Below are 13,196 nucleotides of genomic sequence, written 5' to 3'. Positions count from 1 at the left end.
TATGGTCAGTACGTCGGCTAACATGATCTGGAAGCCTACAAAGGGAGTCGTCATGACCAACCACGGCAAAGCCGGCCGGGCGCTGGTGGTCGGGCTGGGGATCGCCGGCATCGCGACCGCATTGCGGCTGCACCAGATCGGCTGGGAGCCGGTAGTAGTGGAACGGGCGCCCGCCCGCCGCGCCGGCGGATACTTCATCGCGCTGTTCGGGTCCGGCATCGCCTCGGCCCGGCGGCTGGGCGTGCTGGAGGCCATCGGCGACCGCAGCGGTCCCCATGTCACCAGCTACGAGGTGGACCGCGCGGGGCACCGCCGTCCCGGCATGAACCCCTTCGCCATGGCCGCTGGCCCCCGGCCGCTGCTGCGCGGCGATGTGGAGCGAGGTTTGTTCACAGCGCTGCCGGACGATGTGGAGATCCGCTACTCCACCGTACCCACCCGCATCACCCAGGACGACGCCGCAGCCGAGGTGACGCTGCACGACATCGCCTCCGACACCACCGTGACCGAGCGCTTCGACCTGGTGATCGGCACCGATGGCATGCGCTCGACGGTGCGCAGGCTCGTCTTCGGCCCCGAGGAGGAGTACCTGCACCCGCTGAACTACATGGTCGGCGCCACCGTGCTGGACGGCCCGGTCGACGGCTTCGGCCTGCACGAGGGCCTGGTCCTGGCCGAGCCGGGCCGCTCGGTGTGGGCCTTCCCGTTCGCCGATCACGCCCCAAGCCTGCTGTTCTCCTACCGTACCGGCGACATCGACGCCGAATTCCGCCGCCCGCCGATCGAGTCCATCCGCGCCGCCTATGGCCCCGAACCCACCGGCCCCCTGCTGGAAGGGCTGCTGACGCGTTACGAGCAGGCAGCCGACGCGCTATTCGACTCGGTACAGCAGGTCAAGATGCCCCTCTGGCACCGTGGCCGTGTCGTCCTGATCGGCGACTCCGCCTGGTGCGTCACTCTGTACGCGGGCATGGGCGCCTCCAGCGGCATGGCCGGCGGCGAACTGCTGGGCACCATGCTCCAACGCCACCCCGGAGACCTGCCCGCGGCGTTGCGAGCCTGGGAGGAACGGATGAGGCCGTTCATCCACCTGCAGCAGGAAAGCGCCTTGCCCGGACGGCGTATCTTCACCCCGCATGATCGTAAGGAGCAGCTCCTGAGAGCTGGGATGATGCGCCTGATGCGGATGCCGGGCGTCGGCAAGGCCATGGGCAGGAGAATGTTCAACAACAAGGACATGCGGGCCAAGAACCTCGACGTCGCCGCCCTCTGATCGGTCCCGCACATACTGCAGCGGAAACTCGACAGCACGAAACGGAGGACAGCACGGTGAGCCAGCTGATCGAACACCACTCGCACAAAGCCGCCCGCATTCTGGACAGCGCCCGCGAGCTGGTGACCGATCACGGCGTGCGCAAGGTCACCGTCAGCGAGATCGCCGCGGCGGCAGGGGTCGGCAAGGGCACCGTCTACCTGTACTGGCCCACCAAAGAAGACCTCATCCTTGGCCTGTTCGCCCGCGAACTGCTGGCCTTCCTGGAGGCGATCATCGCCCGCATCACCGCCGACCCCACCGCCGTACAACCGCGCCACCTGGCCCCGCTACTGATCCGCACCGGGCTTCGCTCCCCACTGGCACGCCGCCTCACCACCAAGGACGCCGACCTGCTGCGGCTGCTCATCGAGCAGGCCGGCGACCGCGATCTGTTCGAGCGCACTCAGCCCAGCGCGATGTGCCAGGCGGTCATGCCGATCCTGCGCCGGCATGGACTGCTCCGCCAGGACCGCCCACTGGCCGACCAGTCCTACGCCATGCACGCCGTGCTCATCGGCTTCAACACCACCATGTCCGACTCCGGGTCCGCCCCGCCCAGCGCCGGCGACCCCGGCGAAGTCCTCGCCGACACCGTGGCCCTGCTCCTCGAACCCGCGGTCGCACCCGCCGACCAAGCCGTCACCGCTGCTGCCGACGACACCACCGCCGCCTTCCGCCAGATCAGGAACGCCGTCCTGGACATCATCGGCCGCAGCCAGACCCTCCAGCGATAAACCCGGCAGGCAAGGCCGACCACATTAGGGAAACCACGACGTCATCAGCCGCGGCGGCAACGAGGCGCTGTATCGGGGGCGACCGCGACAGCGTCGCCCGCATCCTCGTCGACCTGCAGGACTACCTGAAGATCTGCTGCTGACCGACACTGCACAGTCCCGCCGCAGGTCCCGCGCACGCCGCGGTGAGTCCCACTGCGGATCTCGCAGAACGGCCTGTAGGAGCTGGGTGTTAATGAACACCAGCGAGGACTGCAGCAGGTGCAAGGTGGGCATGGACACCTCGGCGTGCTCACGGTCGGGCCCCGGTCAGAACGCCCTCGCGGCCGTAGAAGATCTTGTCGTTGGCGCTGTTCCAATTCTCCACGACCGGCAACCCGCTGTTGATCTCCGGCGCAGCTGCTCATCGGCGAGATAGTCGCAGGCGAAGATCGTGCGCACGACCCGGCCGAGCTCTTCCAGCGCCAGGCAGACCGGATGCTTGGGACCGTTGCCCTTCGTGAAACAGCGCAGCACCTGCTCGGTTTCCGCCGTGCGCAGTTGCAGCGCCGTCCCGTACTTGATCATCTGGTCATCATCGCGGGCGATGAGGTCCCAGTCGATCGGCCGTTTCTTGAGGATCTTGTCCATCTTTGGCCACGCGGCCGGAGCGGCTTCGGGCCTGTACAACTCGATCGCGCCGATGTTCTTCATCCGGGGCAGCAGCTTGCAGCCCAGCAGTTCGGTGAAGGCGAACCCGACGGTGGTGGCGCCGTGGGTGTCGGTGTGGTTCGCCTCGATCTCGGCGTTGGTGCGGTGCGCAGCAGGCCCTCGATCATCGCCGCGACCTCGGAGGAGGAACACGACTTCAGTTGCGAGTAGCTGCACAACCGGCCCTTGTCGACGTGCCAGTAGATCATGACGCCGTGACCGCCGTACCGGGCGTGGAACTCGGTCATCAGATTGGAGTCCCAGGAGGCGAACCGCTTGGAGTCCGAGGCGGTGCTGGTCGCCTCGCCCCACCAGCTCGGCTCGCGGGCCTCCAGGGTGGCGTTGACCACCGCGACGATCGCCGCCCGCAGGTTCTGACGGGTGAGGTAGGTCGCGCGCACGTGCCGCAGCGCGGCCTCGTCCTGGCCGTGGTCGCCGGTCGCGGCCATCTGCCGGATTCCCATGTTCGTGCGAGCGCGAAGCGTACGAGCAGCAGTCGGCGGTTCAGCGTCTGCTTGTCCAGCACCTCCCGGGTTGCCACCGATGTGAAGGCGTCGATGAGGAAGGCGGTGTCCTTGAGGACGTCGAGCAGGTCGATGGTGCCCCACCGGCGCTGGACTTCGGCCTTCAGTTTGCCGAGGTTCTTCGGCTCGGGCAGCTTGTCGAGCTTGGACCCACGGTTTACCGCCCCGGGTGATGATCCGCACTCCGCCGGCGCTGCCCTGGGTCAGGCCGGTGTTCAGCTTGCCCAGGGCTACATACTGAAACTGATAGCTAACTCTTCGCATATCGCCCGATTGGTTTGCAGGACTGGTCAGGGTGGCGGCTCACCGAAGCCATAGGAGGTCCAGGCCGGGTAGATCGGCTGGCGCGGGTCTCCAACATGGGATGATCTACCTTGCTCCATCCACGCTTCGGGTGACATTTCCGGACAGGCCCCAGTCTGGCCGGAATGGGGAGAGGATGGGGTCACGGAACTCGGTGAGGATCTCCGTGGCGAGCAGTCGGCCCAGGAGCGGGGCGAGGGTGATCCCGCTGTGCGCGGAGAGTTCGTAGTAGCCGGGGAGAATCGCGCTTTCGCCTACGGCGGGCTTGCCGTCGGCTGGTGTCGGTCGTGGGCCTCGGGTGATTCGTCGTGGTGTGATGTGACCGGCGTCCGGGAACATGCGTCGGGCTCGGTCGAGGAGGGTTTCGGCGGCGAGTTCGGCCGTGGTCCGGTCGTGGTCGAAGAGGCGATCAATCTCGTGGCTGTGCAGAAGGGCACGACGGGGCCCATCAGGGCGGATGCCGAGCTGCGGGGTGCGGACGACGGTGGTCACAAGATCTCTGTCGGTGTCCGTTGCCACGACGAACCCGGACGTGACGTGAAGGGGCGGACGCGATACGGGGAGTTCGATGTCGGCGGCTCCGGCGCCCGTGGCGTCGACGACGCGGTCGGTGTCGGTTCGGTCTCCGTCAGCGAAGGTGATCTGAAGGCGGCCTGATCCGCTTGGGCTGATCGCGATGGCTTTGCGGTGCTGCATGGTGAGGCCGGTGAGGAAGTGCGCGCGGAGGGCTTCCGGGTCAGCCCATCCGTCGGCGGGGAACCACGCGACCGCGAGTGGTGGCGTGTCCAGGCGCAGGTGGGGTTCGCGTTCGCGGAACGCGCCGACGGGGAGGATCTCTCCGCCGTATCCGCGGGAGCAGGCGGCGTTGACTCGCCGCTCGGCGATGCGCAGGGAGTCTGGGCCGGTGGCGACGAAGTGCTGGCCGGTGAATCGGACGGCGGCTGCTCCGAGGGTGTGGGCGATGCGGCGGTACTCTTCGACGGCGCGGTCGTTGAGGGCGCAGAGGTCAGGGTCGCTCTTCGCGCTGCCGTTCACACACGCGAAAGACGCCGTCGTCGACCGAGCATCGCGCGTGTCCGCGTCGATGAGGGTGACGTGCGCGCCCTGGCGAGCCAGATGGTGTGCGGTGGCGGCTCCGAGGATGCCGGCGCCGAGGACGGTGACACGGGCGGGTGCGGTCATGAGAGGTCTGCTCGCTTGCCTTCGTCGTCGGGCAGGAAGATGTGGATGTCGTCTGGTCGCGCGTGGACGGTGGCGCTCTCACCCGCGCGGGGGCCATATCGCTCTCGTACGCGCAGCGGTGCGGAGAGCCCGCCGATGTGGACCATGTGATCGTGGCCGAGCATCTCGCTGAGCGCCACGCGGCCTGTCACGGTGAGGGCGTCCGGTCCTCCGTCGCCACGCGTGAGCGACTCGGGGCGGATGCCGAGCGTGATGCGCTGCCCTTCGAACGATCGCAGCCGCTGTGGCAAGGCCACGGTGTTGTCACCGGAGCGGAACCGGCCTTCCTCGACGTGTCCGTCGATGAGGTTCATTCCGCCGAGGAATGATGCGACGAACGCGTTCTCGGGCCGGTTGTAGACCTGGTCGGGGGTTCCGTTCTGGGCGATCCTTCCGCCGTTCATGACGACGACTCTGCAGCCGAGGGTGAGTGCTTCGACTTGATCGTGGGTGACATAGACCATGGTGGTGCCCAGATCCCGCTGCAGGGCGAGGAGCTCCGCTCGCATGTCGACGCGTAGTTGCGCGTCCAGGTTGCTCAGCGGTTCGTCCATGAGGAGGACCCGCGGGCCGCGCACCAGGGCCCGGCCGATGCCGACTCGTTGGCGCTGTCCCCCGGAGAGCTCGGCCGGTTTCCGCTCGAGGAGCGCCTCGAGGCGCAGCAGCCGCGCGACCGCCTCGACCCGGCCGCGGCGTTCTTGTTTCGGCACGCGTGCCATCTTCAGCGGGAAGGCGATGTTGTCATGGGCGGTCTTGTCCGGGTAGAGCGCGTAGTTCTGAAAGACCATCGCCACGCCCCGACGTTGCGGTTCCATCGTGGTGACGTCTCGTCCGGCGACGTGGATGGAACCGCCTGTGGGTTGTTCGAGCCCGGCGATGCCACGCAGCAGGGTGGTCTTTCCGCAACCGGAGGGGCCGACGAGGACGGTGATCTCCCCGGGCAGGCAGTCGAGGTCGATCCGGTGGAGCGCGAGCGTACCGGATCCGTAGCGTTTGCTGACCTGGCGGATGGTGACACCGGCCGGCTCGGCCACAGCCGGCTCCTCCCGCATGGCGTCGGCCGCGGGCGGGTAATCGCCGAGGGTGGTCATGACAGGAGTCCCTTCGCGGCGTCGGCGGCCTCGTTCAGCGCGTCCTGGGGAGACTTTTCACCGGTGACCGCCCGGTAGATGCCGTTCTGGAGCTCCTTGGCGATCTCCGGACCGCGCTTCCCGGGCCAGCTGAACCAGCGGACCAGGTCCGTGCTCTGCTTGAGCGCCGCGGTGCGGGTGGGGCTGCTCTTCAAGAATTTCGCGAGGTACTCGTCGCTTTCGGCGGCGTAGTGGTTGACGGGCAGGTAACCGGTCGCTTTCGTGGTGGTCGTGGATCCCGCCGGGCCGACGAAGGCCTTGAGCGCCTTCCACGCCAGCTTCTGACGTTCGGGGGCGGTCGCGGTGATCACTAGAGCGTTCCCGCCGCCGGGCGCCTGCCGGTCCCCGCTGGTCGGAATGGGCAGTTCGGCGGTGCGCAGGTCGAACCCGGAGGTGCGTTCGTAGTTCGCGACCTGCGCGCTCGAATCGATCGCCATCGCGACGTCACCCCGGAAGAACGCCTCCCGCCCGTCGTCGGTGCCGTACGCGGGCATGAGGCCCGCTTCGACCATCCCCCGCCAGAACTCGAGCACCTTGACGCCCGGGTCCTTGTTGAAGGTGACGGCCGTCTCGGCGTCGTTCATCATGGAGCCGCCGTTGGAGCGGAGGAAGTTCTCGAACGACCACACGCTCTCGAAGTCCGACCAGTGACCGTATTTGGCGGTATGGGAGTCGACGATCGCGCGAGCGGCGGTCTTGACCTCGTCCCATGTCCGCGGCGGCTTGCCGGGGTCGAGGCCGGCCGCGGTGAACAGATCGGCGTTGTAGTACATCACCAGCATCGAGACCGCGTTCGGCATGCCGTAGAGCTTGCCGCCGACGGTGGTGAGGTCGAGCATCTCGTCGCTGTACTGCCGCAGGTCGAACTCCCTGTCACCGCTGGTGAACTGACCGAGAGGGACGGCGGCACCGGCTTCGACGAGCATGCGGACCTGATTGAGCCCGATCATGGTGATGTCCGGCGGGGTTCCCGCCGTCCGGTCGTTCTGCAAGCGGGCGAGGCTGTCTTCGTAGGAGTTTCCAGCCAGTTGAAGATCGACGGTGAGGCCGGTGCGTTCTTTCACGCTGCCGGCGATCTCGCCGAACGGCTTGGTGAACAGGCCGTCGAAGGCGTAGACGAGCGTGACCTTGTCCCCTGCCGCGTCGGGAGCCGAAGCGGTGGTGTCCGCGGAGCAGGAGGCAAGGAGGGAGATGGAAGCCGCCGCGGCGGCCACGGTCGCGCCGATCCGGCGGAGGGAGGTTCTCATGGGTCTTCTTTCTGTGCTGGTTGGAGTCAGTCGGAGGTGAGGCTGAAGCCGGCGATGAACTGTCGCTGGGCGATGAGGAAGCCGATCAGCAGGGGCACGATCGCCAGGAGCGAGACAGCCATCTGCGCGCCGTAACTGGTTCCGGATTCGAAGCTGACGAACCGCACGATCCCGAAGGGAACGGTCGCGTTGTCGGTGCTTCGCAGGACCACGGAGGGCCAGAAGTAGTCATTCCAGTGCGAGACGAAGCTGAAGACACCGAAGGACACCAGTGCGGGTTTGACGAGAGGGAACACCACTCGGGTGAGGGTCGCCCAGCCTCGTGCCCCGTCGAGGCGGGCGGCGTCGAACACCGACTGCGGGATGGTGAGGATGAACTGGCGGAGCAGGAAGATCCCGAACGCGGAGCTGACGAACGGCAGCACCAGACTCGGCATCGTGTCAAGGATCCCTAGCCTGCTGAACAGCAGGTAGATCGGGACGGCGACGATCTGTGTGGGGATCATCAGGCAGGTCAGCACGATCCACAAGCTCAGACTCCGGCCCCGGAACCGCAGCCGAGCCAGCGCGTACGCCGCCGGCAGGCACACCGTCACCTGGAGGCCGAAGATCATCGTGGCGGTGATGAAGCTGTTGATGTAGTAGCGGAGCATCGGGACTTCGCGGAACACCTCCGCGAAGTTCGCGAGGGTGAGTTCGGTCGGCAGAAACCCGTCGCGGAAGACTTGATTCTGTGGGGTGAAGGCGGTCAGCACCATCCACACGAACGGGGCGAGGATCGCGACCGCGCCGACCGCGAGGGCCAGATGGATGCCCGCCTGCGCTAGGGGGCGCGCTTTCATCGCGATCCCGCTTTCTCCAGGCGGGTGCCGAATCCGCGCATCTGCCAGGCCGTGACCAGCAGGCACAGCAGGAACAGGACGACAGTGGTGACGGCGGCCGAGCCGAAGTCGACGTTGCGGATGCCCTGTTGCCAGAGCAGGTGCGCGAGTGTGGTGGTGTTCTCGCCTGGGCCGCCGCGGGTCATCACCTGGGCTGTCTCGAACATCCGCAAGGCCGACGTTGTGGAGATGACGATGGTGAACACCGTCGCGGGGGCGATCGCCGGCCAGGAGACGTGCCAGAACCGGTGCCAAGCTCCAGCACCGTCGAGCAGGGCGGCTTCCTGGAGGTCTTTGCGGACGCCGGTGAGGCCGGCGAGGAAGATGACGGCATTGTAGCCGATGTTCTGCCAGTTGCCGACGATGGCCAGACCGGCGAGGGCGAGGTCGCTGGAACTGAGCCAACCGGTGCGTCCGATGAGCCCACCGAAGACGTGGTCGAACAGGCCCGACTCGGGGTAGAAGATCCACCGCCACGCCGCGGCCATCGCCACCAGCACCGCCGCGGTCGGGAGGAAATAGATGGCCCGCCAGATCGCCTGACCACGGGTGAGCGCGTTGATCCCGACGGCGACGAGCAGGCCCCCCGCCACCGAGGTCGGCACGGTCATCAGCGTGTACAGCAGCGTGTTGCCGAGCGCGTTGAGCAGTGCTGGGCTGGTGAGGACGCGGGCGTAGTTGTCGATGCCGACGAAGGTGATCTGCCCGCTGAGCGGGCTCCAGTCGAACAACGCGATCGCGAAGGCCAGAACAGCCGGCAGGGCGACGAACAGCAGCAGCAGGCCGGTAGCCGGGCTCAGCAGCGCGGCCGGTTCGAGCCGGTTCGGCAGCCGTACCCGGGGAGCCGGGAAATCGACGGGTCGCAGCCGCGCACGTGCCTGTTCGATGTCGGCGGTTCTGGCGGGAAGGGTCATGGTCATCGGCCGGCTCCGAGGGCGGCGGCAAGCCGTCGCACCCCGTCCGTGACGGTCTCGGGTGCCCCCGCATAGCTCACGCGTACGTGTCCCGGCGCCCCGAACGCGGCGCCGGGGACGACCGCGACGCCCGAGTCCTCGAGTAGCCGGCCGGCCAGCTCCGTGTCATCGAGCCCCCCGTGCGCGGATGTGGGCGGGAACAGGTAGAACGCTCCCTCGGGGGCCGGAAAGGAGATTCCCGCGGCAGAGAAGACGCCCATCAGCTCGTCGCGCAGGCAACGCAGTTCGCGGCGGGTCTCGGTCGCGACATCGGGCCCGGTGAGCGCGGCCAGAGCGGCGGCTTGTGCGACCCGGCTGACGTTCGAGCTGGTGTGTGACTGGATCGCGATCGCCGTCGCGGTGATCTCCGGCGGGGCGATGAGCCAACCGGTCCGCCAACCGGTCATCGCGTGGCTCTTACTGGTGCTGCCGATCGACACCACGTCGCACCCGGCGTCCAGAGCGGCCCGTGGGGTGGGGCGGATATCGGCGAAGCGCAGGTCGCGATAGGTGTCGTCGGAGATCACCCAGATGCGGTGGCCGGCCGCCCACCGCACGATCTGTTCGAGTTCGGTGTCGTCGTGGACGGCCCCAGTGGGGTTGTGGGGCGAGCATATGATCACCGCACGCGTCGCCGGAGTGCGCACGGCGTCCAGGTCCGCCGCACCGGGAAGGACATGCCCCTCGCGCGGGTACGCGAACACCGGCGTGGCGCCGGCGAGACGGATCGCCTCGGGGAAGGTGACCCAGTACGGCGCCGGAACGATCACCTCGTCACCAGGGCCCGCCAGGCTGCGAAGCGCGTTGTGGAGAGCCTGCTTCGCCCCGTTGGTCACGGCGACCTGGGCACGATCAGCGCGGATGCCGAGGCTCCGCGCCGCCCACCCGCTGATCGCGTCGCGGAGCTCGGGGTCGCCCGCCGTGTTGCCGTACCCGTGGCGAGAAGGGTCCTGAGCTGCGGCGATCGCCGCGTCGACGATGTGCCGCGGCGTGGGCATGGACAGCTCTCCCGCAGTGAGGTTCACGACGTCGCGTCCCTGCGCTTGCAACGTGCGGGCGAGCTCGCGCAACGATCCTGTAGGGGAAACGCTCACCTGGTGAGCAGTCATCGATAGGGCCTTTCAGCGAGAGTCGGAAGGCCGGCGAGGGCCTCAAGGATGGGGGTGCCGTCCACCTCATGCATGAGCGGGACGCCGAGGATCTCCAGCACGGTCGGGAGAACGTCGGGCAAGCCGACGGGCCGGCTGACAGTGAGCGCCCGCGCGATATGAGGGCCGTGGAGGATGAGCGGGATGCCGACATCGTCAGGCAGGAGGGTTCCGTGGGTGGCTGCGACCGTGCCGTGCGGATCGACCGGTAGCGCGTACGGGTCCACGGTGACCAGGACCGCGGGGCCGAGAAGCGGATGATCGCACCCGGCCTCGGCCATCGGCCGCACTCCGGGAACCCCGTACTCCGCGTCGGCGTACACGCAATCGGCCCACGCCTGCTCACGACACCACCGCACGAGATCACGACGCAGCGATGGACGCGCGTCCGCTGCGAGGTGGAGAGCGAAGGCCGCACCGCTGACACAGATCGTCACCAGTTCGGCCAGCGCCGCGGGCAGGTGGTCGAACAGCTCCTGCCCGAGCAGCGCACCTGGTGGAAGAGCGACCATGCCGTGGTCAGCGGTCACGATGGCGTCGACCGATCGGTTCCTGAGGCGCACAGAGGCGAGCAGCCGGTCCAGCTCCGCGTCGATATGACCAAGCATCGTGGCGGCCGCGCCCAGTCCCGCGGCGTGCCGGGTCTCGTCCGGTTCGCCGCACCAGAACACCAGCACGTCCGGATCGATCCGGTCGAGCAACGGCCCGGACGCGGCGTCCACCGCCCAGGAGAGCATCACATCCGCATCCGACGGCGGAGCGCCATGATCGCGCTCGAGAAGGGGACGGAGCGACGCCGGCAACACAGGCCCGACGACCGGATCGGCGGAGGCCATCACCACCGCTCCCCCGGCCGAGTCCACTTCGGGGTGGAGCAGATACGCGCACCCGGCACTGCCGGTGCCGACGACCATCACCCGCAGGCCCACCGCGGCGAGAATCTCCCCGAGCGTGGGCACCTCCACCGCCCGCCCGCGCACGGACCGCATCGTGAGGACCTCTCGGACCGCACCGGTGTTCAGGACACCCTCAGGGGTCCAGATCCGGTTCCCGATCACCCCGGTTCGACGCGGTAGACAGCCCGTCACCAGCGAAGCCGCCGCGGCACGGGTCACGGACGGCAGCACGGTACGCGCGGCCGTGCACCGCACACCGTCTTGGGCGAGACCCGACAGCGCGGGCATCACCCGCCCGGTGATGTCATCCGCACGCAGCCCGTCAACGACGAACAGCACGACCCTGGGTCGCTTCGCGGAACGTTCACGCGCCTGGCCTTCAACGTTCATCGTCCGCAGCCCCTCCCATCCGTATGGCACCGAACCCTTGCGAGTAGACTTTCTAACGTAGGGCTCTGAACGGAAAGTAAACTCCAAGCAAGCGGTCAGGTAGTTCTGGAAAGGACACAGCGCAGCGATGCCGTCACACTCCCCCGAGCCACGCCCCGCACAAGATCCGATGAGAGAGGTCCTCGCTCGCAGCAGGAGCAGCTACCCGTCACTGTCCAGCGCCGAGCGCCGCGTCGCCGACGCGCTCGAAGCAGCACCCCAGGAGCTGCTCCGGCTCCCGCTCAAGGCGTTCGCGGAACGGGTCGGCGTCGGCGAGGCGACCGTCGTCCGCTTCTGCCAGTCCATCGGCTACGACGGTTTCCGCGGACTGCGGATCGAATTGGCCACCCGCGCGCTCGTCACGACCAGCGACCCCCTGTCCCCGGTATCCCCGAGCGACGACGTCGCGACCATCACCGACAAGGTCCTGCGCTCCGGCATCGACGTGCTCACCGACACCCTCGCCACCATCGACAAGAGCGCCGTGTCCGCCGCCGTCGACGCGATCGCCGAAGCCTCGCGCGTGGAATGCTTCGCTGTCGGCAGCTCCGTCCCGATCGCTCTCGACCTCTACTACCGGCTGCTGCGACTCGGCGTGCCGACCAGCGTCGCGACCGACCCGCACATGCAAGCCACCTCCGCCGCCCATCTGACGGACACGGCCGTCGCGCTCGGGATCTCGCATACCGGGCGCTCGTTCGAGACGCACGCGACCTTCCGATACGCGAAAGCCGCCGGCGCCAAGCGGATCCTCATCACCAGCTACCGCGGCACACCGATCGGGGAGCTCGCCGACATCGAAATCGTCGTCGCCTCCCCCGAACCCACCCTCCGCCCGGACGCCGTCTCCAGCCGGCTGGCGCACCTCGCCGTCGTCGACGCCATCAGCGTCGCGCTCGCCATGAAAGACCCGGAACGCGCGGACGAAGCACTTCTGAGAGACGACGCCATCATCGCCGAGCGAGAGGTCACCAAATGACCCCCATCACCCTCGCCGTCCTCGACCTGGCAGGCACGACAGCCCAGGACAACGGCATCGTCGAAAAGGCCGTGCGCACCGCCGTACACACCATTACCGACGGAAACACCCCGCCCCACCTCGCCGAACGCTTCCACGCCATGCGCGGCGGCTCCAAGATCGACATGTTCCGGCACATCCTTGACGGCGACGCGCACCTCGCCGACCGAGCACACGACCTCTTCGAACAAGACCTCCTCGAACGCATCCGCGCCGGGCAGGTGCGGCCCATCCCCGGCGCCGCCGACACGCTCGCGCACCTCCGCGACCGCGGCATCCGTACCGCGCTGACCACCGGCTTCTCCCCGGCAGTGCGCGACGAGCTGCTCGACGTCCTCGGGTGGCGACCCCTGATCGACCTCGCGCTCTCGCCGCGGGACGCCGGACGCGGCCGCCCGCACCCCGACCTGATCTGGACCGCGGCGCTCCGGCTCCACGCCGGCAGTTGTACGAGCATCGCCGTGGCCGGCGACACCAGCAACGACCTCCACGCGGGAACACGAGCCGGCGCTGGAATCGTCGCAGGCGTCCTCACCGGCGCGCACGGGCGCGAACGGCTCGAACTCGCCCCTCACACCCACATCCTCGACACCGTCAACGGCCTGCTCCCCCTCATCGACGGCGCCCGCGGCGAGTAGCCGATCGCGGCGCCCGGACCGCTCAGCTTCCGACATCCTCGCCATTGCGAGAACCAGGCAGACCAAGCT

At 68.1% G+C, this 13,196-nt stretch carries 11 protein-coding genes and 1 pseudogene; 4 read left to right on the top strand and 8 right to left on the bottom strand.

The window, feature by feature from the left end; genetic code table 11:
• The first annotated feature begins 52 nt into the window (after positions 1-52).
• Entirely contained in the window at positions 53-1,273 is a 1,221-nt protein-coding gene (locus AB0B64_RS33940) for an FAD-dependent monooxygenase (protein ID WP_357957127.1), read from the top strand.
• Positions 1,274-1,329: 56 nt separating this feature from the next.
• Positions 1,330-2,049 (top strand): helix-turn-helix domain-containing protein, encoded by a 720-nt coding sequence (locus tag AB0B64_RS33935; RefSeq protein ID WP_357957129.1) that lies wholly within the window; start codon positions 1,330-1,332, stop codon positions 2,047-2,049.
• 309 nt (positions 2,050-2,358) lie between these two features.
• Here the strand turns inward: AB0B64_RS33935 and AB0B64_RS33930 are convergent.
• The 8 genes and pseudogenes from AB0B64_RS33930 to AB0B64_RS33895 all read right to left on the bottom strand — a co-directional run bounded on the left by AB0B64_RS33930 (position 2,359) and on the right by AB0B64_RS33895 (position 11,432).
• Positions 2,359-3,188: pseudogene (locus AB0B64_RS33930) on the bottom strand (Tn3 family transposase).
• A 444-nt stretch (positions 3,189-3,632) separates the two neighbouring features.
• Positions 3,633-4,748 carry an FAD-dependent oxidoreductase gene (locus AB0B64_RS33925; RefSeq protein ID WP_358182355.1) on the bottom strand — a complete coding sequence of 372 codons (1,116 nt, stop codon included), beginning with the start codon at positions 4,746-4,748 and terminating at the stop codon, positions 3,633-3,635.
• Positions 4,745-5,878, bottom strand: a complete 1,134-nt coding sequence (locus AB0B64_RS33920) for an ABC transporter ATP-binding protein (RefSeq protein ID WP_358182352.1) — start codon at positions 5,876-5,878, stop codon at positions 4,745-4,747. Before AB0B64_RS33920 ends, AB0B64_RS33925 begins: the two co-directional genes overlap by 4 nt.
• Positions 5,875-7,164, bottom strand: coding sequence for an ABC transporter substrate-binding protein (locus tag AB0B64_RS33915; RefSeq protein WP_357957135.1), 1,290 nt, complete (start codon positions 7,162-7,164; stop codon positions 5,875-5,877). Before AB0B64_RS33915 ends, AB0B64_RS33920 begins: the two co-directional genes overlap by 4 nt.
• Before the next feature lie 26 nt (positions 7,165-7,190).
• Positions 7,191-8,006, bottom strand: a complete 816-nt coding sequence (locus AB0B64_RS33910; protein WP_357957136.1) for a carbohydrate ABC transporter permease — start codon at positions 8,004-8,006, stop codon at positions 7,191-7,193.
• Positions 8,003-8,965, bottom strand: a complete 963-nt coding sequence (locus AB0B64_RS33905; RefSeq protein ID WP_358182349.1) for a sugar ABC transporter permease — start codon at positions 8,963-8,965, stop codon at positions 8,003-8,005. Before AB0B64_RS33905 ends, AB0B64_RS33910 begins: the two co-directional genes overlap by 4 nt.
• A complete protein-coding gene (locus AB0B64_RS33900) occupies positions 8,962-10,023 on the bottom strand; it encodes an aminotransferase class I/II-fold pyridoxal phosphate-dependent enzyme (protein ID WP_358182346.1) in 1,062 nt (353 codons plus the stop codon). The genes AB0B64_RS33905 and AB0B64_RS33900 overlap by 4 nt, the downstream gene beginning before the upstream one ends.
• Positions 10,024-10,103: 80 nt before the next feature.
• Entirely contained in the window at positions 10,104-11,432 is a 1,329-nt protein-coding gene (locus tag AB0B64_RS33895) for an alkaline phosphatase family protein (protein WP_357957142.1), read from the bottom strand.
• Between the two features lie 169 nt (positions 11,433-11,601).
• Here AB0B64_RS33895 and AB0B64_RS33890 point away from each other — a divergent pair, with 169 nt between their 5' ends.
• Both AB0B64_RS33890 and AB0B64_RS33885 read left to right on the top strand, forming a co-directional pair.
• Positions 11,602-12,450: a MurR/RpiR family transcriptional regulator gene (locus AB0B64_RS33890; protein WP_357957144.1), complete on the top strand. Its 849-nt coding sequence runs from the start codon at positions 11,602-11,604 to the stop codon at positions 12,448-12,450.
• A complete protein-coding gene (locus AB0B64_RS33885) occupies positions 12,447-13,127 on the top strand; it encodes an HAD family hydrolase (protein WP_357957146.1) in 681 nt (226 codons plus the stop codon). Before AB0B64_RS33890 ends, AB0B64_RS33885 begins: the two co-directional genes overlap by 4 nt.
• The last annotated feature ends 69 nt before the right edge of the window (positions 13,128-13,196 follow it).

Source organism: Nonomuraea sp. NPDC049129 (genome assembly GCF_040648495.1).
In the GTDB taxonomy this organism is placed as follows: domain Bacteria; phylum Actinomycetota; class Actinomycetes; order Streptosporangiales; family Streptosporangiaceae; genus Nonomuraea.
This window is presented reverse-complemented; position numbering and strand designations above follow the sequence as displayed.